Consider the following 20,845-nt stretch of genomic DNA (forward strand, 5'->3'; position numbering starts at 1 on the left):
CGGCCCTCACTGCAAGCGGTTGCGCAACGCGGCAACCACGTTGAAGGTTTGATTGGCCACCCGGTTGTTCGGGTCGGTGAGGGTCAGGCTCAGGCGCACGCTGCGGATGCGCGCCGGATCGCCGGGGTTGCTGCTGTAAGAGGACGCCGCGAAATCGGTGGCGGACGAGGCCAGACCGAAGGTCACGTTAAAGGCACTGACGTTATTCACCAGCACCTGCTGGGTCGGCGTGCCGCTGCCGGTGCCCATGAGGATCTGGTTGTTGCTGAAGCTGTAGATCAAGCGGCGGATCGGAAAGGCGATCTGCCCGCTCCCGGCGGTGCGCAATCCGGTATAGGCCGTGGCGCTGTTGCGGCAATCGGAGACCACCGTCCAGGTCGGCGTGCCACCATTGCCGCCGACGTCGGCGGTGACCAGGGTCAGCTTGAGGTTGCTGTTGTCCCAACTGATCGGGGTGAGCTGTGCCGCATTGAAATCCCCGGCCGAACTTGCGTCGGTAATGCTGCCGAGGCAGCCGAACATACCGACCATGCGCAACTCCTGGATCATCTTGCTCAGCACAAAACGTGCGTCCTCCTGCATCGCCGCCCCGGTGTTCTGGCTGACATAGGTGTTTTTCGCGGCGAGAAACGTCTGCACCACCCCCAACACCACGATCAGCCCGAGTGCCAGGGCGATGAGCATTTCAATCAGGCCGAACCCCCGATTGTGATGCTTCATGGCGTGGCCACCGGGTCGACTGCGGCGCGACTGGTCAGGACGAAACTGCGCGTGGTGCCCGTGGCATTCGCGGCCCGTGAGTCATTCCAGTTGATGGTGATGGTGTACACCCGCTGATTGAGAGTGATCGTGCCAGTAGCGGTCGGCCCGCCGAAATTGATGATGTTGGTGGTGAAGTCGTAGAGGTCCTGATCGCGGGCGACGCCGAGGTTGCCCGAGGTCGGCGGCGTGCCCGTGTAATCGGCCGCGGCGTTGGCGCGGATGCGGTCCATCATGTCGTAGGCGATGAAGCTGGCCTGACTGGTCATCCGTGAACTGTCGGTGTACTTCAGCGCATTGAGTTGCACCGCTGCCGCGCCCAATATGCCGACGGTCAGAATCAGCAACGCAACCAGCACCTCGATCAGCGACATGCCCTCCTGTGCCCTTAAGCTCCCTGCCCTCATCCGCAACTTCCACCCCATTGAATTCGTCCGTTGAGACACACGTTCAGCGTCCTGCTTTGCGCTCCCAGCACGTAACTGATGACCACCGCCGTCGACGGTGCCGCCAGACCACCCAGATTGTTGAAATCCAGTGCAGTCACTCCTGAGGATAGCGTCAGAGTCGCGCCGCTGCTCATCGCTGGAACAACCCGCAATACATTGGCCGCATTGCCAGTACCGTCGTAGACCGACAACTCGCCGGTCCACACGCTGCCACCGGCGCTCGGCCGCAGGCGCGTGGTCACGCCGCGGTCGATCGCCTCCAGTCGCGCGTAGTTTAGGGCACGCTGCAGGTCGCCCATTTCGGTGTCGGCCTTGCTGCTCTGGATCGAACGGGTGAAGCCCGGCACCGCCAGGGTGAGGAGAATCACCAACACGGCGATCGCGACCAGCAACTCGGGCAGCGTGAAACCTTTTGTACGATGATTCATCCATGCCCTCCGTTGCCGTCGGCTATACCTGCCTCTACAAACTAGAACATTCAACCGGCCTGTGTCGGTTGATTTGCCGTGCCCGGCGCAAGGATTGCGCCGGGCCTCAGGCTTCAGGGAGGAAGTCGTCATGCCGCAACAGGGTTTCAGTCTGATTGAATTGCTTATGGGACTGGCGATTGGCGCAATTGTTCTGGTGCTGGTCAGTCCGGCGTTTGCCGCTTTCACCGAAGCGACTCATCGCGACCAGGCTGCGCAGTCCTTGCTCGACGGCATCCGCAATGCCCGAACACAGGCCATCACGCGCAATCAGAGCGTGGTGATTCACGGCATCAACGGCGACTGGAGTCAGGGCTGGCGGATCATTCTGGATATCAGTGGCAAGGGGCCGCAGGACAGCGACAACCCACTGCTACAGGAGCGGGCGAGTGCCCAGCGGATACCGATTGTTGGCAATTGGGCGGTGAGTCGTTACGTGCGCTTCAGCAGTCTGGGGCAACCGCTGATGCCCGGGCGGGCGTTTCAGGCAGGGACGTTACATCTGTGTTCGGCACACGAACCAGTCAGCCAGTTGCAGGTGGTGCTGGCGGCGACCGGTCGGGTGCGCCTGACCCGGGAGAAAACCGGGCAGGCGCTGTGCGAGAAAGCGCAAAGCGTTAAATCGAGCGGACGCGCAGTTCTTTCGGCATCGAGAAGGTGATGTTCTCTTCACGCCCGGCCAGCTCATCGGCACCGGTCGCGCCCCACGCCTGCAATTGCTGGATCACGCCGCGCACCAGCACTTCCGGCGCGGAAGCACCGGCGGTGATGCCGATACGCTCGACGCCATCGAACCAGCTCTTCTGCAGGTCCTCGGCGCCGTCGATCAGGTAGGCCGGCGTGGCCATGCGCTCAGCCAGCTCACGCAGGCGATTGGAGTTGGAGCTGTTCGGGCTGCCCACCACCAACACCACGTCGCATTCGTCGGCCAGTTGCTTGACCGCGTCCTGACGGTTTTGCGTGGCGTAGCAGATGTCGTCTTTGCGCGGGCCACCAATGGACGGGAAGCGACTGCGCAGTGCGTCGATCACGCGGCTGGTGTCGTCCATCGACAGCGTGGTCTGGGTCACGAACGCGAGTTTTTCCGGGTTACGCACTTGCAGTTCAGCCACATCCTTCTCGTCTTCGACGAGGTAGATCGCGCCGCCGTTGCTGGCGTCGTACTGGCCCATGGTGCCTTCGACCTCCGGGTGACCGGCGTGGCCGATCAGGATGCACTCACGACCGTCGCGACTGTATTTCGCAACTTCGATGTGCACCTTGGTCACCAGCGGGCACGTGGCGTCGAACACCTTCAAACCACGACCGGCGGCTTCGTTGCGCACGGCTTGGGAAACGCCGTGGGCACTGAAGATCACGATGACGTCGTCCGGCACCTGATCCAGTTCTTCGACGAAGATCGCGCCCCGATTACGCAGGTCTTCGACCACGAACTTGTTGTGCACCACTTCGTGGCGTACGTAGATCGGCGGCCCGAAGACTTCCAGGGCGCGGTTGACGATTTCGATCGCCCGGTCCACGCCGGCGCAGAAGCCACGGGGGTTGGCGAGTTTGATTTGCATGCTGTGCCTCGTGTCTTGCGCGCAAGAAATAACGAAAACTGTGGAAAACATTGTGGGAGCGAGCCTGTTGTGGCGAGGGGATTTATCCCCGATCGATTGCGAAGCAATCGTAAAACCAGTCAGCGCTTTCCCATTAAAGATCTCGTTGCCTGGTTTTTGGGGGCTTCGCCCCCATCGGGGATAAATCCCCTCACCACAAAGCCCACTCCCACAGTGGTTATGCGTTGTGACTTACAGCGCTTTAACGTTGATGATCTCGACGTCAAAGGTCAGCGTCTTGCCGGCCAGCGGGTGGTTGAAGTCGACGGTCACTTGCGCGTCGTCGAACTCTTTCACCACACCCGGCAGCTCAGTATTGGCCGCATCGTTGAAGATCACCAGCAAACCCGGTGACAGCTCCATGTCGGCAAACTGCGAACGCGGGATGACCTGTACGTTTTGCGGGTTCGGCTGGCCGAAGGCGTTTTCCGGCTCGACGGTCAGCGTGCGCTTGTCGCCGGCCTTGAAGCCGAACAGTGCGGCTTCGAAACCCGGCAGCAGATTGCCGTCACCGACCTTGAAGGTCGCCGGGGCTTTGTCGAAGGTGCTGTCGACCGTGTCGCCATTCTCCAGGCGCAATGCGAAGTGCAAGGTGACTTCCGTGTTCTGACCGATGCGTTGCTCAGCCACTACCTGTTCAGTCATGAACGGCTTCTCCGGTTTTCTTCGGTTTGAACATGTCCAGTGCCAGCATTATCGCGCCAACGGTGATCGCGCTGTCGGCGAAGTTGAATGCCGGGAAGTACCAGCGGTTCTGCCAGTGCACCAGAATGAAGTCGATCACATGGCCCAAGGCAATGCGGTCATACAGATTGCCCAGCGCACCGCCCAGCACCAGCGCCAGCGCGACGGCCAGCCAGGTATCGTTGCGGCCCAGGCGTTTGAGCCAGACCACCAGCACTGCACTGACCACAATCGCGATCAGGGCGAACAGCCAGCGCTGCCAGCCGGAGCTGTCAGCCAGGAAGCTGAACGCCGCACCGGTGTTGTAGGCCAGGGTCCAGCTGAAGTAATCGGGAATGATCACGATCTGCTGGAACATTTCGAGCTTGTTTTCGAAGTAGAACTTGCTGGCCTGGTCGATGACCAGAACCAGCAAACTCAACCAGAGCCAGCTCAACCGTCCGAAACGGCCAACGGAATCAGGCATAGTGACGAACCTCGCCGGCGCCGCTGATGTTGTCGACGCAACGGCCGCAGATTTCCGGATGCTCCGGGTTCACGCCGACGTCTTCGCGGCAGTGCCAGCAACGGGCGCATTTCGCGAAGGCCGATTTGACGATCTTCAGTTTCAGACCGCTGACTTCGGTGGTGACCGCGTCCGCCGGTGCCTGAACGAAAGGTGCCACGCTGGCAGTCGAGGTGATCAGGACAAAGCGCAGCTCGTTGCTCAGCTTGGCCAGGTCGGCGCTCAGCGCGTCTTCGGCGAACAGCGTCACTTCGGCCTGCAGGTTGCCACCGACGGCTTTGGCCGCACGCTGGATTTCCATCTCTTTGTTGACCGCAACCTTCACTTCCATAATGCGATCCCAGTAAGCGCGACCCAGCTCGAAGCCTTCCGGCAGCTCGGTCAGACCTTCATACCAGGTGTTGAGCATGACGGATTCGTTGCGCTCGCCCGGCAGGTACTGCCACAGCTCGTCGGCAGTGAACGCGAGGATCGGTGCGATCCAGCGCACCAGCGCTTCGGAGATGTGGAACAGCGCGGTCTGGCACGAGCGACGGGCCTTGCTGTCGGCGCCGGTGGTGTACTGGCGATCCTTGATGATGTCGAGGTAGAAACCACCCAGCTCCTGCACGCAGAAGTTGTGGATCTTCGAGTAGACGTTCCAGAAACGGTATTCGCCGTAGTGCTCTTGCAACTCGCGTTGCAGCAGCAGGGTACGGTCCACGGCCCAGCGATCCAGCGCCAGCATGTCTTCAGCCGGCAGCAGGTCGGTGGCCGGGTTGAAACCGGTCAGGTTGGAAAGCAGGAAGCGCGCCGTGTTACGGATGCGACGATAGGCGTCCGCGCTGCGTTGCAGAATCTGCTCGGACACGGCCATTTCGCCGGAGTAGTCGGTCGACGCGACCCACAGACGCATGATGTCGGCGCCCAGGGTGTCGTTGACTTTCTGCGGCGCGATCACGTTGCCCAGCGACTTGGACATCTTGCGGCCGGACTCGTCGACGGTGAAACCGTGGGTCAGCAGCTCGCGGTATGGCGCGTGGTTGTCGATCGCGCAACCGGTCAGCAAGGACGAGTGGAACCAGCCGCGGTGCTGGTCGGAACCTTCCAGGTAGAGGTCGGCGCGTGGACCGGTCTCGTGGCCCATCGGGTGCGAACCGCGCAATACGTGCCAGTGGGTGGTGCCCGAATCGAACCAGACGTCGAGGGTGTCGCTGATCTTGTCGTACAGCGGCGCTTCGTCGCCCAGCAGTTCGGCGGCGTCGAGCTTGAACCAGGCTTCGATGCCTTCGACTTCAACGCGCTTGGCCACTTCTTCCATCAGTTCGACGGTGCGTGGGTGCAGCTCGCCGCTTTCCTTGTTGAGGAAAAACGGGATCGGCACGCCCCAGTTGCGCTGACGGGAGATGCACCAGTCCGGACGGTTGGCGATCATCGAGTGCAGGCGCGCCTGGCCCCAGGCCGGAACGAACTTGGTGTCTTCGATGGCTTTGAGCGAGCGTACGCGCAGGGTGTCGCCGCTGACCGGTTCTTTGTCCATGCCGATGAACCACTGCGCGGTGGCGCGGTAGATCAGCGGGGTCTTGTGGCGCCAGCAGTGCATGTAGCTGTGTTCGATGACGGTGGTGTGCATCAGCGCACCGACTTCGGTCAGCTTGTCGACGATGGCCGGGTTGGCCTTCCAGATGAACTGGCCGCCGAAGAACTCCAGCGATGGCACGTACACGCCGTTGCTCTGCACCGGGTTAAGGATGTCGTCGTTGACCATGCCGTATTTCTTGCAGGTCACGAAGTCGTCCACGCCGTAGGCCGGGGCGGAGTGAACCACACCGGTGCCGGCGCCCAGTTCCACGTAGTCGGCCAGGTAGACTGGCGACAGGCGGTCGTAGAACGGGTGACGGAAGTTGATCAGTTCCAGCGCCGAGCCCGGCGCGATGGCCAGTACGGTGCCTTCAACGCCGTAACGGGACAGGCAGGATTCAACCAGCTCTTCAGCCAGGACCAGCAGCTTGTCGCCGATATCGACCAGGGCATAGTTGAATTCCGGGTGTACGTTCAGCGCCTGGTTGGCCGGGATGGTCCACGGGGTGGTGGTCCAGATCACGATCGAGGCAGGCTTGCTCAGCGACGGCAGACCGAACGCGGCGGCCAGTCTGGCTTCGTCGGCGATCGGGAAAGCCACGTCGATGGTCGAGGACTTCTTGTTCTCGTACTCGACTTCAGCTTCGGCCAGGGCCGAACCGCAATCGAAGCACCAGTTCACAGGCTTCAGGCCCTTGAACACGAAACCGCCCTTGACGATTTCGGCGAGGGCGCGGATTTCACCGGCCTCGTTCTTGAAGTCCATGGTCTTGTACGGGTTGGCGAAGTCGCCCAGCACGCCGAGGCGGATGAACTCGGTCTTCTGCCCTTCGATCTGCTCGGTGGCATAGGCACGGCACAGCTCGCGGGTCTTGTCCGCGCCCAGGTTCTTGCCGTGGGTCACTTCAACCTTGTGCTCGATCGGCAGGCCGTGGCAGTCCCAACCTGGAACATACGGCGCGTCGAAACCCGACAGGGTCTTCGAGCGGATGATCATGTCCTTGAGAATCTTGTTCAGTGCGTGACCGATGTGGATCGTGCCGTTGGCGTACGGAGGGCCGTCGTGCAGGACGAACTTCGGACGATCCTTGCCAATCTCGCGCAACTTTCCGTACAGGCCAATACTGTCCCAGCGCTGCAGGATCTGCGGTTCGCGCTGTGGCAGGCCGGCCTTCATTGGGAAGGCGGTGTCCGGAAGGTTTAGCGTGGCTTTATAGTCGGTCATTTAAGGCTCTTCATTAGCGATGGGCGCTAGGTGCGGCTAGTGCACGGGCGGCGGCGACATCCGCGTTGATCGCCGTTTTCAGTGCCTCCAGGGAGGCGAAGCGCTGCTCTTCACGCAGCTTTTGGTGGAAAACCACCGTCAGACGCCGGTCATACAGATCGCCGGCAAAATCCAATAGATGAACTTCAAGGTGGGCCTTGCCATCACCTTGCACCGTGGGCCGGACGCCAATATTGGCGACGCCGGGCCAGGTCTTGCCGTCGATGTCCACATCCACCAGATAAACCCCGGTGAACGGCACGCGACGACGCTTGAGTTGAATGTTGGCAGTGGGCGTACCCAGTTGCCGGGCCAGTTTCTGGCCGTGCAGCACGCGACCGGCGATCCGGTACGGGCGACCGAGCAAGCGTTCGGCCAAGGCAAAGTCGGCGGCGGCCAACGCGTTGCGCACCTGGGTGCTGCTGACGCGAATGCCGTCCAGCTCGACGGTTTGTGCGGCTTCCACGGTAAACCCGTGGACTTGTCCGGCCTGCATCAGGAAATCGAAATCGCCGAGGCGGTCGCAACCAAAGCGGAAATCATCGCCGACTTCCAGATGCTGCACGCCGAGGCCATCGACCAGGATGGTATCGACGAACTCACTGGCGCTGAGCTTGCTCAACCGCTGGTTGAACGCCAGGCACAGGACCCGGTCGACGCCTTCGGCGGCCAGCAGTTGCAGCTTGTCGCGCAAGCGTGCCAGACGTGCCGGCGCGGTCTCGGGAGCGAAAAATTCCCGTGGCTGCGGCTCGAAAATCACCACGCAGCTGGGTACGCCCAACTCGAGCGCACGCTCACGCAGTCGGGCCAGGATAGCCTGGTGACCACGGTGAACACCGTCAAAGTTGCCAATAGTGGCGACGCAGCCCCGATGCTGGGGGCGCAAGTTGTGGAGGGCTCGAACCAGCTGCATAACGCGCTTCTTGCTCATAAAGTGGTCGATTATAACCACACCCGACGGCCGACGACAGGCGACACCGTAACGCAAAGTGATCGAGCCGACAAAACTGCCGCCTCGCGCCCGTCTTTCAAGGATGAAACCTCAGCTCAACGCCTTGCGATTGAAGTCGCGCAGACGGAAACCGAGCAGCAGCAACATGCCGAAGTACGCCACCACGCCGGCAATCACCAGAGCGCCCAGACGCAGGAAGCGCTCAAGCATGTGCCCCTGATCCCAGGCGGGCATGAAATGCATGCCGAGCAACAACACCGCCGACATGACCGCCACCGCCACCACCAGTTTGAAACCGAATTTTGCCCAGCCCGGCTGCGGCTGATACATCTGCTGTTTGCGCAATTGGTAGAACAGCAGCCCGGCGTTGAGGCAGGCACCGGCACTAATCGCCAAGGCCAGACCGGCATGGGCCAACGGACCGATCAGCATCAGGTTGAACAACTGCGTGCAGACCAGGGTGAAGATTGCGATTTTCACCGGCGTGCGGATGTTCTGTTGCGCATAAAAGCCCGGCGCCAGCACCTTGATCACGATAATCCCCAGCAAACCGACAGAATAGGCAATCAGCGCGCGCTGGGTCATCTCGGCATCGAAGCCACTGAACTGACCGTACTGGAACAATGAAACGGTCAACGGTTCGGCAAGAATGCCCAACGCCAGCGAACACGGCAGCACCAGGACGAAGCACAGGCGCAAACCCCAGTCGAGGATCCGCGAATACTCATGACGATCCTTGCTGGCGTAGGTCTTGGCCAGGGTCGGCAACAGGATTGTGCCCAGTGCCACGCCGAGTACGCCGGACGGCAACTCCATCAAACGGTCGGCGTAATACATCCACGACACCGAACCGGCCACCAGAAACGAGGCAAAAATGGTGTTGATGATCAGCGAAATCTGGCTGACCGACACGCCGAGGATGGCCGGCAGCATCTGCTTCATCACCCGCCATACACCGCTATCGCGCAGGTTCAGGCGCGGCAGCACCAGCATGCCGATCTTTTTCAGATGCGGCAGCTGATAGAGCAACTGCGCCAGACCACCGACCAGTACCGCCCAGCCAAGGGCCATGACCGGTGGATCGAAGTACGGCGTCAGGAACAGCGAGAACACGATCATGCTGACGTTGAGCAGCGTCGGCACGAAGGCCGGCACCGAGAAGCGGTTCCAGGTATTGAGGATCGCCCCGGCCAGCGACGACAGGGAGATCAGCAATATATAGGGGAACGTCACCCGCAACAGGTCGGAGGTCAGCTGGAATTTTTCCGGCGTATCGGTGAAGCCGGGCGCCGTGGCCCAGATCACCCACGGTGCGGCAATCATGCCCAACGCGGTGACCAGCGCCAGCACCAGGGTCAGCAGACCTGACACGTAGGCAATGAAGGTGCGTGTCGCCTCCTCGCCCTTCTGGCTTTTGTATTCGGCCAGAATCGGCACAAAGGCTTGCGAAAACGCGCCCTCGGCAAAGATACGCCGCAACAGATTGGGCAATTTGAAGGCAATAAAGAAGGCGTCCGTTGCCATCCCGGCGCCGAATGTGCGCGCGATGAGGGTGTCGCGGACAAACCCGAGAATCCGGGAAAGCATCGTGATAGAGCTGACGGCGGCCAACGATTTGAGCAGATTCATTGAGGGAATGTGTGCCTGTCGATAAACAGCAGGCGAACAATGCGCCCACTTGTGCGATACTCCGCGCCGCAACAGCACAGAGCCAAAGCTCGCGAGTTTACAGGTCAAGCGCCGGAAATAAATATCCCGCCTCTTTATACCTACCACTTAGCGGAACGATTGAAGTGCCCTTGACAAGACTCCAACTCATCGGCATGATTCGCGGCCTATTTTGTTTGCTATTTCCTAAAAAGTCTTTCGAGGAGCTCGACGGTGGCCAACTCACCTTCCGCCAAAAAACGTGCAAAACAGGCTGAGAAGCGTCGCAGCCACAACGCCAGCCTGCGTTCCATGGTTCGTACCTACATCAAGAATGTAGTTAAAGCCATCGACGCAAAAGACGCTGAAAAAGCTCAAGCTGCATACGTTCTGGCTGTGCCAGTTATCGACCGCATGGCCGATAAAGGCATCATCCACAAGAACAAGGCTGCTCGTCATAAGAGCCGTCTGAATGGCCACGTCAAGGCACTGAAAGAAGCTGCCTAAGCGACGTAGTCATTAAAAAACCGACCTCAGGGTCGGTTTTTTATTGCCTGCAATTTGATAAACGCAGCACGAAAAAATATAGGAGCGAGCCCGCTCGCGACAGGCGCGTCAGTCAAAGTTGATCTCGACCGACACACCACTATCGCGAGCAGGCTCGCTCCTACAGTGGCTTTGCGTTGTTACTGCTGGACCGGCACCCACGGCAGGATCGGGATGGCCGTCACCGCATTCTGCGGACTGCCCTCGATCAGGCGATCGCTGTAGACCAGGTACACCAGCGTATTGCGCTTCTTGTCGAGGAAACGCACCACCTGCATGGTCTTGAACACCAGCGAGGTGCGCTCCTTGAATACCTCATCGCCATCCTTCAGATCACCCTTGAACTTGATCGGGCCGACCTGACGGCAAGCGATCGACGCTTCGGCGCGATCTTCCGCCAGCCCCAGACCACCCTTCACCCCACCAGTCTTGGCACGCGACAGATAGCACGTCACGCCATCGACCTTCGGATCATCGAAGGCCTCCACCACGATCCGGTCATTCGGGCCGACGAACTTGAACACCGTCGACACCTGACCGATTTCCTCGGCCGAGGCCAGCAATGGCAACGCCATCAACAGCCCCAACAATCCTTTTGCCATGCGCATCGCGTTTTCCTCAGACCAGAATCAGGTTGTCACGGTGAACCAACTCCGGCTCAGCCATGTAGCCCAGCACGCCGACAATCGCATCCGACGACTGACCGATGATTTTTTGCGCTTCCAGAGCACCGTAGTTAGCCAGACCCCGGGCGATCTCACGACCGTCAGGCGCCACGCAAACCACCATTTCGCCGCGACGGAAGCTGCCCTGCACCAGCTTGACCCCCACCGGCAACAGACTCTTGTTGCCTTGCGACAACGCCGACACTGCACCCTCGTCCAGCACGAGCGTGCCGCGGGTTTGCAGATGCCCGGCCAGCCACTGCTTGCGCGCCGCCAGCATGCCACGCTCAGGCGACAGCAGCGTACCAATGCGCTCGCCAGCCTTCAGGCGATCGAGCACACGCTCAAGACGCCCACCCACAATGATGGTGTGCGCACCGGAACGCGCCGCCAGCCGCGCCGCGCGCAACTTGGTCTGCATGCCGCCACGCCCCAGCGCACCGCCGGTACCGCCCGCCACTGCATCCAGGGTCGGATCATCCGCGCGCGCTTCGTAGATCAATTGCGCGTCCGGGTTGTTACGAGGATCGGCATCGAACATGCCGTCGCGATCCGTGAGAATCACCAGCAGATCCGCCTCGACCAGGTTGGCCACCAGCGCCGCCAGCGTATCGTTGTCGCCAAAACGGATTTCGTCGGTGACCACCGTGTCGTTTTCGTTGATCACCGGGATGACCTTCAGCTCGACCAGGGCGCGCAAGGTGCTGCGGGCATTCAGGTAACGCTTGCGGTCGGACAGGTCGTCATGGGTCAGGAGAATCTGCGCCGTATGCCGGCCATGCTCGGCAAAGCTTGATTCCCAGGCCTGCACCAGGCCCATCTGGCCAATCGCTGCGGCCGCCTGGAGCTCGTGCATCGCACTGGGTCGTGCGGTCCAGCCCAAGCGACTCATGCCGGCCGCCACTGCCCCGGAGGACACCAGCACCAACTCGACGCCAGCCTCATGCAAGGCCACCATCTGCTCGACCCAGACACTCATAGCCGCACGATCCAGCCCTTTGCCATCAGCTGTCAGCAAAGCGCTGCCGATCTTCACGACCCAACGCTGCGCACCTGTCACTTTGCTCCGCATCATCTTCAACCTTAGCTTGAGGACAGCGCGACCCAGCGCTGCCCGTGACGTTAATCGTGGCTATTGGTCACCAACGATCGATTTCCAGATACCAAAACGCCGCTCGATTGAGCGGCGTTCAAGTTTATCGCAACAGATCAGTCACGCACGTAAATGATTTCCGGACCGTCTTCATCATCCACATCTTCTTCGTCCCAGTCATCGTCGCCGATGTCATGGACCGACTTCACGCCGCTACGACGCAGGGCACGCTTGTCATCCAGCGCCTGAAGCTGCGCACGGGCTTCGTCTTCGATGCGCTGATCGAGATCGGCCAGCTCTTCCTTGTAGGCAGGGTCGTTGGCCAGGCGATCGGCACGATCTTCCAGATAACGCATGATGTCGCGCGTCAGGCGCTCGGTGCCTTCTTTGGCGATGGCCGAGATCACATAGACCGGACCTTCCCACTGCAGGCGCTCAACGATTTCCTTGACGCGCTCTTCGTGCTCCTCTTCGAGAATCTGGTCGCATTTGTTCAGCACCAACCAGCGATCACGCTCGGCCAGCGACGGACTGAACTTGACCAGCTCGTTGACGATCACTTCAGCCGCATCCGGCGCACTGCTGTCATCCAGCGGCGCCATGTCGACGAGGTGCAGCAACAGACGGGTACGCGCCAGGTGCTTGAGGAAGCGAATGCCCAGGCCGGCACCATCGGACGCACCCTCGATCAGCCCCGGAATGTCAGCGATGACGAAGCTTTTCCAGCGATCGACACTGACCACACCAAGGTTCGGCACCAGGGTGGTGAACGGGTAGTCGGCGACTTTCGGCTTGGCTGCCGAAACGGAACGGATAAAGGTACTTTTACCGGCGTTCGGCAAGCCCAACAGACCGACGTCAGCCAGCACTTTCATTTCCAGCTTCAGGTCGCGCTGCTCACCCGGCTTGCCCGGTGTAGTCTGACGCGGCGCGCGGTTGGTACTGGATTTGAAACGGGTGTTACCCAGACCGTGCCAGCCGCCCTGCACCACCATCAGTTTCTGACCCGCCTTGGTCAGGTCGCCGATGACTTCCTGAGTGGCCGAGTCGATCACGGTGGTGCCGACCGGCACGCGCAGGATCAGGTCTTCACCCTTTTTACCGGTGCAGTCGGTGCTGCCGCCGTTGGAGCCACGCTCGGCATCGAAATGCCGGGTGTAACGGTAGTCCACCAGGGTGTTGAGGTTTTCGTCGGCCATCATGTAGATGGAACCGCCGTCACCGCCGTCACCGCCGTTCGGGCCGCCGTTTTCAATGAATTTTTCCCGACGGAAACTCATGCAGCCATTGCCGCCGTCACCGGCTTTTACGCGGATCGATACTTCGTCTACAAACTTCATAACTCAACGCCTCTCGCCATACGGACGAGCCGAAAAACAATCAAGACATAAGACTCTTGCAAAAATGAGCGCAGCGACCCCAAAACACGACCTGCATCGCACGCCGACAGCCCATACAAACAGTTTTGCAAGAGACTCACCCCACAAACGAAAAAGCCCCGTCGCAAGACAGGGCTCTTCCAGCGATCTCGCGATTAAGCCGCGACAACGCTCACGTAACGACGACCGAAGGCGCCTTTTACTTCAAACTTGATCACGCCTTCGATTTTCGCGAAGAGGGTGTGATCTTTACCCATGCCAACGCCGTAGCCAGCGTGGAATTGGGTGCCGCGCTGACGCACGATGATGTTGCCGGCCTTGATGACCTGGCCGCCATACATCTTCACGCCAAGGCGCTTGGCTTCTGAGTCGCGACCGTTACGGGTACTACCACCAGCTTTTTTGTGTGCCATGAGTTCAATTCTCCTAGTGAGGAATTAGGCTGTAATTAAGCCTGAATACCGGTGATTTTGATCTCGGTGTACCACTGGCGGTGGCCCATACGCTTCATGTGGTGCTTACGACGACGGAACTTGATGATGCGGACTTTATCGTGACGACCTTGGGAGATCACTTCAGCCACAACGGTAGCGCCAGCAACAACTGGAGCGCCGATATTCACGTCGTCGCCATTGGCAACCAACAGAACGCGATCAAAGGTAACGGATTCGCCGGTAGCGACTTCCAGTTTTTCGATCTTCAGGTATTCACCTGGGGCGACTTTGTATTGCTTGCCGCCAGTAACGATTACTGCATAAGACATGGTATTTCTCCGATAATCCTGCTCACCCAGCTCTTTATAAGAAGAGGTATTGGCTGGCATGGCTGCATGGGGCTGGAACGGCCCAAGTGCAATTGCGTAAGGCAGGTGCTGCCCAGGAAGTTCAGGGTGCGCGATTGTACGCAAGCTGCCGCTGCCATGCAAGTGGCCGTCCATCGCGCCTTGACAGGCCCCGGTGTGGGTCCTAGCATGCCGCGCAACCCTTCTGGAGCGACTCTCGCTGATGCAACCCCAAGCTTTCTACCGCGCGGTGGCGGACGATTTTAGCGCCGTCGACGGCATCATCAAGAAGCAACTGACGTCCCGAGTGCCGCTGGTATCGAAAATCGGCGATTACATCACTTCGGCCGGCGGCAAACGCCTGCGTCCTTTATTAGTGTTGTTGTGTGGCAAGGCCCTGGGCCGCGAAGGCGATGACCTGCGCCTGCTGGCCGCCACCATCGAATTCCTGCACACCGCAACCCTGCTGCATGACGACGTCGTCGACATGTCCGGCATGCGCCGTGGCCGTTCGACCGCCAACGCCATGTGGGGCAACGCCCCGAGCGTGCTGGTCGGCGACTTCCTGTACTCGCGCTCGTTCGAAATGATGGTCGAACTGGGCTCGATGCCGGTGATGAAGATCCTGTCCCAGGCCACACGCATCATCGCCGAAGGCGAAGTGTTGCAGTTGTCCAAGGTTCGCGACGCCAGCACTACCGAAGAAACCTACATGGAAGTCATCCGCGGCAAGACCGCGATGCTCTTCGAAGCCTCGACCCACAGCGCCGCCGCACTGGCGGGCGCGACTGCCGAGCAGAGCGAAGCCCTGCGCACCTTCGGCGATCATCTGGGCGTGGCGTTCCAACTGGTCGACGACCTGCTCGACTACAAGGGCGACGCCGAGACCCTGGGCAAGAACGTCGGTGACGATCTGGCCGAAGGCAAGCCGACCCTGCCGCTGATCTATACCATGCGCGAAGGCACGCCAGAGCAGGCGGCACTGGTGCGTCAGGCGATCCAGAAAGGCGGGATCGAAGACCTGGAAAGCATCCGCATCGCCGTGGAAGCCTCGGGTTCGCTGGACTACACCGCACAACTGGCGCGTGATTATGTGGCCCGTGCAATCAAGTGCCTCGATGCGCTGCCGGCCAGCGAGTACCGCGATGCACTGGTTGAATTGAGTGAGTTTGCGGTCGCCCGCACGCACTGATTACCGCGCAATCAAACAGCCGCAGCCTTCCCCCGAAGCCTGCGGCTTTTTGTTGCCTGCCCACCAAGCGCTAAAACCTTATACAATGTGCGACTTTTAGCGAACCACATCCCTCAAGGAGCCTTAGTGAGCACGTTGCCACCCTGCCCGAAATGCAATTCCGAATACACCTACGAAGACGGTGCCCAACTGATCTGCCCTGAGTGCGCCCACGAGTGGTCGGCCAGCGGCGAAGCCGAAGTGGCGTCCGATGATGCCGTGAAGAAGGATTCGGTTGGCAATGTCCTGCAGGATGGCGACACCATCACCGTGATCAAGGACCTGAAGGTCAAGGGCACATCGCTAGTGGTCAAGGTCGGCACCAAGGTCAAGAACATCCGCCTGTGCGATGGCGACCACGACATCGACTGCAAGATCGACGGCATCGGCCCAATGAAGCTTAAGTCCGAGTTCGTCAGAAAAGTCTGATCCGGCTGTCAGCCATCCCGCGCCCGGCGCGGGATGGTGCTTCGCCCCCCCCACCTTGCCCCTGCACGCACACGTAATAGCCAGACGCCAGCCGTTTTGACCTTACGCAATCTTTACCCGGAAAAAATCCCCATCCGCCAATAGGCACTTGCTATTTGACGAATAAGAATTATTCTCATTGAAACCTTTCAAGGAGATGAGACCCATGACTTATTTGATCGACGCCTGGCTGGATCGTCCACACCCTTACCTCAGGATCCTGCATCGGGAAACCGGAGAAGTCTGTGCGGTACTGGAAGAAGATGCCCTGCATGAGCTGCAGGATCAGGGCGATCTGGACGTCAGCAGCCTGAATTCCAGCGAACCGCTGGTGCTCAAGGAGCTGGTGCGCAATCTGTTCCTGTTCTGCTATGCCCGGGCCTTGCGCCCGACCCATGAGCTGAATCACAACATCGAAATATGAAGCCCCAAAAAAATTGCAGGAGTGAGCCTGCTCGCGACAGTGGCATATCAGGCAACTGAGTAGTCGACTGAACAGACGCCATCGCGAGCAGGCTCACTCCTGCATTAGCCCGCCATCAAGGCAGGCCTGGCATTACAGAACGTCCAGCAACTCGACGTCGAATACCAGCACGCTGTGCGGCGGGATGCTGCCAACGCCTTGCGCGCCGTAAGCCAGTTCGCTCGGCACGTACAGACGCCATTTGCTGCCGGCATTCATCAGTTGCAGGGCTTCGGTCCAGCCAGCGATCACGCCGCCGACCGGGAATTCAGCAGGCTGGCCACGCTCGTAGGAGCTGTCGAACACAGTGCCGTCGATCAGGGTGCCGTGGTAGTGAGTACGCACGGTGTCTTCACGGGATGGCTTGGCGCCTTCGCCCTGGGTCAGCACTTCGAATTGCAGGCCGGAAGCCAGGGTCGTGATGCCTTCACGCTTGGCGTTTTCAGCCAGGAAAGCCAGGCCTTCACCAGCAGCCGCTTCAGCTTTGGCCGCCGCTTCGGCTTGCATGATCTCGCGGATCACTTTGAAGCTGGCGGACATTTCTTCCTGACCCACACGGCTTGGCTTGCCGCCGAACGCGTCGGTCAGACCAGCCAGGATGGCGTCCAGGCTGACACCCGGTGGCGGGTTGTCGCGCAGCTGGTCACCCAGCTGACGGCCGATGCCGTAGCTGACGCGGGTTTCGTCGGTGGACAGATTTACTTCGGACATGACACTGCTCCGCTGTGCGGACGGCCACAAGACTTGCCGTGCGTGCACAGCGCGTCCCGGCGCGCCCGGAACCAAAAGGGCGAGCAGACTAGCACAGATGCCGAACCTGTGTGTGGCAGGCCCTACAGGGCCGAGCGCCAGGCTAACGGCACTTTCAGGCTCTCATCAACGCTGCCACCCAGGCCGCACATTTCATCGTGCACCGAGGTGTGTACAAGGTTGAACGGCAACAACGGAAAGTTATGCAGCAGATCCCGCGCATGCTCCACTGATCGCAACGTCAGCATGTTGCCTTTGAGATCACTCAACGGATACGCCGCCCCGTGCATCCGCGCTTCCAGCAGATAAATCCCGCCTTCCATGGAGATCAGGTTCAGCTCATCAACCTTCCTGGCGATGGCAAACGCATTCAGCTCTTGCAGGTTCATGAACGCACCTCACGCAGTGGCGAATCAGGACCTCTACAGGGATATGCCCGCGCGCACCAAAGCACAAGCCACAAACGACACCGCCCGTCTGTTTCGCAACAGACGGGCGGTGTTTTGGCAGTGATCAATTAATGATCAGTGCTTGGTGACCTTGTCCAGATAACCCATGGCGAACGCCGAGATCACGAAGGTCATGTGGATGATCACGTACCACATCAGGTGCTCGGGATCGACGTTCTTGGCGTCCATGAAGATGCGCAACAAGTGGATCGAGGAAATCGCCACGATCGACGCCGCCACTTTCATCTTCAGCGACGAAGAGTCCATGGTGCCCAGCCAGTTGAGCTTTTCCTTGTTGTCGTCGATGTCCAGCTGCGAGACGAAGTTTTCGTAACCGGAAATCATCACCATCACCAGCAGGCCGCCAACCAGCGCCATGTCGATCAGCGAGAGCAGCACCAGGATCAGGTCCGATTCGGCCATCGAGAACACGTTGGGGATGACGTGGAAGACTTCCTGGAAAAATTTCAGTGCCAGCGCCAGCAACCCGAGGGACAGGCCGAAGTAGATCGGCGCCAGCAGCCAGCGCGAGGCGTACATTGCGTTTTCGAAAAAGCGTTCCATTGAATCTCACACAAGGGGGGTTGTAATCGGGGGCGAGTATAACAGCCAGCTGTGACAGCCAGAAACCGCCCGGCTCGCACCTCCGATCACCGCGACCTGCGTGTGTGTGCGATTTTTTTTCTGCTACTGTCCAAACCATTGACCGCCTAGCGAAAGTGGACAGGACGACTGGAAATGGATGTGCGATTACCGTTGAAGACTGCCGGAATTTGCCTCGCTCTGCTGCTGGGTGGCTGCTCTCCCGGCGAAGAGCAAAAACCCTCGGTCAGCCTCGACGCGAAGACGGCAACGTTCGAACACTCACTGGACGCCATTACCGACCCGAAACTCAAGGATGCCGTAACCGAACTCGGCGGCTCACTGCTGCTGCTCGAACGCGCGCGACTCAAGCTCGACAGCACCGAGCTGAAAACCGTCCACGGCGAAGACACCCTCGGCATCCTCAAGCACTACCCTTCCCCACAGGCGCTGGTCGATACGCTCATCAACGGTCTGTTCGTGCTGCACAAGGACGCCAGCTCCGATTACCTCACCGACCTGCAACCGGTATTCCCCTTCAACCTCAACGTTCCCGGTGGCTTCCCGTTTCCCCATGGCGTGGAATGGCAATCGGTGACGTTGAGCAATAAACGCGTGATCGCCTGGCAGCCGGAGTGGTCGGAAACCGACCCGGGCATCCAGCTCAGTCCTTCCAGCTCCAACGTCACCCACCCCGATGACCTGACCGTCACCTACCCGTTCATCGACGGTCTGAACGTGGACAAGAAAACCCAGCCGCAACCGGTGAGCCTGCAAGGCAAGGTCGAAGTCATCACCCCGCGCCGCCTGTTCAGCTTCAACCTGAGCCAGAAGGACGTCGGCCAGACTCGCACCGACGACAACCTCAGCGTCACCCTGCTGAAGCTGGAAAAGAACTACGCCGAAGTCGAATTCAGTAACAGCCTGCCACTGGCCCCCGAGGTCCAAGGGGTGCAGCTCAATCCGTTGATCGTTCAGGCCCGCGACAGCACCGGGCAATACCTGGTGCGCGCCGGTTCGATCAACGAGAGCCCGGCACAAGTGGCCTTCTACGAGAAACAACTGGCGCATCTGCAACAGCAGAAAACCTGGAGCGAAACCCTGGAAAAACAGCTCGAGGACGACCAGCAGGCCTTCGAGCAACAGCACCCGCGCCGTTACAACAAGGTCTACTTCAACGGCCCTGTCGAGACCCTGGAAGTCAGCGTGCTCGACTTCTCATCGGCGACCGTGACCCGCAAGGCGCTGGACCTGCCGGTGCGCACGTTCAGTCAGCACACCACGGAAAAAGCCATCCAGCCGCTGGACCCGGCGGTGGTGGTCTATGACGATCTGGCGCCGAACTGGCTCACGGGCGCGAGCCTCACCGAGGAAGCGTTGAAGGCCGGCATCCGCATCCATCAGTCGGTGGAGGATCCGAGCGCTGCACGCATCGAGTTCTCTCACCGGCGGACCTTCAACGATGAGCTGCTCGGCGATGATTTCAGCCCGGGTGAAAGCCCGGTCACGTTCTTCACCGAGAAACGCAGCGGCAAACTCGATGAGCCGATCGAACTGCCGCCCGAGGCGTATCAAGTCGATCCGCTGCAGGCGACCATCACTTACGATTTGAACCTGTTCCCGGAAACCCCGGCGATTGCCGTGGGTTCGATGCCGTTGTTTCTCGCCAGCGTGGAGAAAAAATCCTACGACGCCAAGTCGCTGCCCAAAGGCCTGGAGATCAAGAACAACACGCTGGTGGTCGACCTGAAACAGTTCCCGGCCAACGCCTGGCGATTCTTTGTCAAAGACGACAGCGGCAACTACCTGAAACAGATTCTGTCGGTCAGTCATGACGCGAGTGCGGAAGGTCCGGCGCTGTTCGGCGTGCATTACTTCTATGGCCGTCCAACACACGTGGAGACCTATCAGCGAACTGAACTCAATACCGTGCAATACGGTTTTGAGGTCAAACTCGACAAGGCGCAGTTGCCCGACACTGCGCCGTGATTGCGCCTAATGGTCGAACATGCCGACCGTACGCCCACGCCCACCATTGATCTGACGGAGCTGGGCTTGCAGGTGCAGGCTCCAGATCTGCGGATCGTCGGCCAGTTCGTAACCATGCATCGTCAGGCTTTCGACGATGGTGTCGAGAATCGACTCGGCGGCGACCGGCCCGTGAAACGGGCCCTGGGCCTTGATGGCGGAAGGTTGTTCACCGGCCATGCCGGCAGCGAAGAGCAAGGTCCACATGCCGTTATCGCCGGCCAACGGCTTGATGGCGCACTCGATACGGGTCACAAGACCCAGGCATTGACGGGTGAGGCAGAGGTTGCGCGACATGGCGGCGACCCTCGGTAAAGCCGGTGTTCAGCCCTCACGCGAAGGCTGTTTCGATCCAGTGATACTGTCGATGTCCTTGAGCTGAGAATAGAAGAAAAGTCTGCCGAGCAAGCCGGATAGAACCAGAAGGCGCCGAATGGTCATTGTGTGAATATTGACGTCAGAGTAGTGGCACTTTTCCCGAAGATCACCGCAAAAACAAATGTAGGAGTGAGCCTGCTCGCG

24 protein-coding genes are annotated in these 20,845 nt (G+C 59.9%); 6 read left to right on the forward strand and 18 right to left on the reverse strand.

The window, feature by feature from the left end:
* Positions 1-6: 6 nt before the first annotated feature.
* Genes ACXX9E_RS01210 through ACXX9E_RS01220 form a run of 3 tightly spaced genes read right to left on the reverse strand, consistent with a single transcriptional unit; the run spans position 7 to position 1,636 of the window.
* Positions 7-720 (reverse strand): PilW family protein, encoded by a 714-nt coding sequence (locus ACXX9E_RS01210; protein WP_458554938.1) that lies wholly within the window; start codon positions 718-720, stop codon positions 7-9.
* Positions 717-1,166 (reverse strand): type IV pilus modification protein PilV, encoded by a 450-nt coding sequence (pilV, locus tag ACXX9E_RS01215; protein WP_123464027.1) that lies wholly within the window; start codon positions 1,164-1,166, stop codon positions 717-719. The genes ACXX9E_RS01210 and pilV overlap by 4 nt, the downstream gene beginning before the upstream one ends.
* Positions 1,163-1,636, reverse strand: coding sequence for a GspH/FimT family pseudopilin (locus ACXX9E_RS01220; RefSeq protein WP_458554939.1), 474 nt, complete (start codon positions 1,634-1,636; stop codon positions 1,163-1,165). Before ACXX9E_RS01220 ends, pilV begins: the two co-directional genes overlap by 4 nt.
* A gap of 130 nt (positions 1,637-1,766) precedes the next feature.
* On the opposite strand from ACXX9E_RS01220, the gene ACXX9E_RS01225 reads away from it, so the two are divergent.
* The gene (locus ACXX9E_RS01225) at positions 1,767-2,336 is read left to right on the forward strand and encodes a GspH/FimT family pseudopilin (protein ID WP_322375519.1); all 570 of its coding nucleotides are present in this window, start codon (positions 1,767-1,769) and stop codon (positions 2,334-2,336) included.
* Here ACXX9E_RS01225 and ispH read toward each other — a convergent pair.
* The 6 genes from ispH to murJ all read right to left on the reverse strand — a co-directional run bounded on the left by ispH (position 2,293) and on the right by murJ (position 9,870).
* Positions 2,293-3,237 carry a 4-hydroxy-3-methylbut-2-enyl diphosphate reductase gene (gene ispH, locus ACXX9E_RS01230; protein ID WP_123464021.1) on the reverse strand — a complete coding sequence of 315 codons (945 nt, stop codon included), beginning with the start codon at positions 3,235-3,237 and terminating at the stop codon, positions 2,293-2,295. The two genes, ACXX9E_RS01225 and ispH, sit on opposite strands and share 44 nt — an antisense overlap.
* 231 nt (positions 3,238-3,468) lie before the next feature.
* Positions 3,469-3,921, reverse strand: a complete 453-nt coding sequence (fkpB, locus tag ACXX9E_RS01235) for an FKBP-type peptidyl-prolyl cis-trans isomerase (RefSeq protein WP_128616068.1) — start codon at positions 3,919-3,921, stop codon at positions 3,469-3,471.
* Positions 3,914-4,426 (reverse strand): signal peptidase II, encoded by a 513-nt coding sequence (gene lspA, locus ACXX9E_RS01240; protein ID WP_064589254.1) that lies wholly within the window; start codon positions 4,424-4,426, stop codon positions 3,914-3,916. Before lspA ends, fkpB begins: the two co-directional genes overlap by 8 nt.
* On the reverse strand, positions 4,419-7,250 hold the full coding sequence (ileS, locus tag ACXX9E_RS01245) for an isoleucine--tRNA ligase (RefSeq protein ID WP_123464017.1): 2,832 nt from the start codon (positions 7,248-7,250) through the stop codon (positions 4,419-4,421). Before ileS ends, lspA begins: the two co-directional genes overlap by 8 nt.
* A gap of 13 nt (positions 7,251-7,263) precedes the next feature.
* On the reverse strand, positions 7,264-8,202 hold the full coding sequence (gene ribF, locus ACXX9E_RS01250) for a bifunctional riboflavin kinase/FAD synthetase (RefSeq protein WP_458554940.1): 939 nt from the start codon (positions 8,200-8,202) through the stop codon (positions 7,264-7,266).
* A gap of 129 nt (positions 8,203-8,331) precedes the next feature.
* Positions 8,332-9,870: a murein biosynthesis integral membrane protein MurJ gene (gene murJ / locus ACXX9E_RS01255; protein WP_128616067.1), complete on the reverse strand. Its 1,539-nt coding sequence runs from the start codon at positions 9,868-9,870 to the stop codon at positions 8,332-8,334.
* 252 nt (positions 9,871-10,122) lie between these two features.
* Between murJ and rpsT the strand changes: the two genes are divergently transcribed.
* A complete protein-coding gene (gene rpsT / locus ACXX9E_RS01260; protein WP_003228351.1) occupies positions 10,123-10,395 on the forward strand; it encodes a 30S ribosomal protein S20 in 273 nt (90 codons plus the stop codon).
* A gap of 179 nt (positions 10,396-10,574) precedes the next feature.
* On the opposite strand, the gene ACXX9E_RS01265 is transcribed toward rpsT, so the two are convergent.
* From ACXX9E_RS01265 to rplU, 5 genes are all read right to left on the reverse strand, one after another.
* Positions 10,575-11,042 (reverse strand): CreA family protein, encoded by a 468-nt coding sequence (locus ACXX9E_RS01265; protein WP_123464013.1) that lies wholly within the window; start codon positions 11,040-11,042, stop codon positions 10,575-10,577.
* Between the two features lie 10 nt (positions 11,043-11,052).
* Positions 11,053-12,171, reverse strand: coding sequence for a glutamate 5-kinase (gene proB / locus ACXX9E_RS01270; RefSeq protein WP_458556568.1), 1,119 nt, complete (start codon positions 12,169-12,171; stop codon positions 11,053-11,055).
* Positions 12,172-12,308: 137 nt separating this feature from the next.
* Positions 12,309-13,532 carry an Obg family GTPase CgtA gene (cgtA, locus tag ACXX9E_RS01275; RefSeq protein WP_064589260.1) on the reverse strand — a complete coding sequence of 408 codons (1,224 nt, stop codon included), beginning with the start codon at positions 13,530-13,532 and terminating at the stop codon, positions 12,309-12,311.
* Positions 13,533-13,726: 194 nt separating this feature from the next.
* Positions 13,727-13,984, reverse strand: coding sequence for a 50S ribosomal protein L27 (rpmA, locus tag ACXX9E_RS01280; protein ID WP_003228360.1), 258 nt, complete (start codon positions 13,982-13,984; stop codon positions 13,727-13,729).
* A gap of 35 nt (positions 13,985-14,019) precedes the next feature.
* The gene (rplU, locus tag ACXX9E_RS01285) at positions 14,020-14,334 is read right to left on the reverse strand and encodes a 50S ribosomal protein L21 (RefSeq protein ID WP_007950961.1); all 315 of its coding nucleotides are present in this window, start codon (positions 14,332-14,334) and stop codon (positions 14,020-14,022) included.
* 241 nt (positions 14,335-14,575) lie between these two features.
* On the opposite strand from rplU, the gene ACXX9E_RS01290 reads away from it, so the two are divergent.
* The 3 genes from ACXX9E_RS01290 (at position 14,576) to ACXX9E_RS01300 (ending at position 16,475) form a co-directional block, all read left to right on the forward strand.
* The gene (locus ACXX9E_RS01290; protein ID WP_123464010.1) at positions 14,576-15,544 is read left to right on the forward strand and encodes a polyprenyl synthetase family protein; all 969 of its coding nucleotides are present in this window, start codon (positions 14,576-14,578) and stop codon (positions 15,542-15,544) included.
* A 126-nt stretch (positions 15,545-15,670) separates the two neighbouring features.
* Positions 15,671-16,012, forward strand: coding sequence for a zinc ribbon domain-containing protein YjdM (locus tag ACXX9E_RS01295; protein WP_025108781.1), 342 nt, complete (start codon positions 15,671-15,673; stop codon positions 16,010-16,012).
* 205 nt (positions 16,013-16,217) lie between these two features.
* Positions 16,218-16,475: a PA4570 family protein gene (locus tag ACXX9E_RS01300; protein WP_422495474.1), complete on the forward strand. Its 258-nt coding sequence runs from the start codon at positions 16,218-16,220 to the stop codon at positions 16,473-16,475.
* Between the two features lie 132 nt (positions 16,476-16,607).
* On the opposite strand, the gene bamJ is transcribed toward ACXX9E_RS01300, so the two are convergent.
* The 3 genes from bamJ to ACXX9E_RS01315 form a co-directional block, all read right to left on the reverse strand.
* On the reverse strand, positions 16,608-17,225 hold the full coding sequence (gene bamJ, locus ACXX9E_RS01305) for a BamJ family beta-barrel-assembly machinery protein (RefSeq protein WP_123464005.1): 618 nt from the start codon (positions 17,223-17,225) through the stop codon (positions 16,608-16,610).
* Between the two features lie 122 nt (positions 17,226-17,347).
* A complete protein-coding gene (locus tag ACXX9E_RS01310; RefSeq protein ID WP_123464003.1) occupies positions 17,348-17,653 on the reverse strand; it encodes a DUF6482 family protein in 306 nt (101 codons plus the stop codon).
* A gap of 135 nt (positions 17,654-17,788) precedes the next feature.
* Positions 17,789-18,277: a TIGR00645 family protein gene (locus ACXX9E_RS01315; RefSeq protein WP_003228371.1), complete on the reverse strand. Its 489-nt coding sequence runs from the start codon at positions 18,275-18,277 to the stop codon at positions 17,789-17,791.
* A 174-nt stretch (positions 18,278-18,451) separates the two neighbouring features.
* On the opposite strand from ACXX9E_RS01315, the gene ACXX9E_RS01320 reads away from it, so the two are divergent.
* Positions 18,452-20,284 (forward strand): hypothetical protein, encoded by a 1,833-nt coding sequence (locus ACXX9E_RS01320; protein ID WP_458554941.1) that lies wholly within the window; start codon positions 18,452-18,454, stop codon positions 20,282-20,284.
* Positions 20,285-20,290: 6 nt separating this feature from the next.
* Here ACXX9E_RS01320 and ACXX9E_RS01325 read toward each other — a convergent pair whose 3' ends face one another.
* Positions 20,291-20,620: a PA4575 family protein gene (locus ACXX9E_RS01325; RefSeq protein ID WP_123463999.1), complete on the reverse strand. Its 330-nt coding sequence runs from the start codon at positions 20,618-20,620 to the stop codon at positions 20,291-20,293.
* Positions 20,621-20,845 lie beyond the last annotated feature (225 nt).

Source organism: Pseudomonas sp. GNP014, from assembly GCF_054344005.1.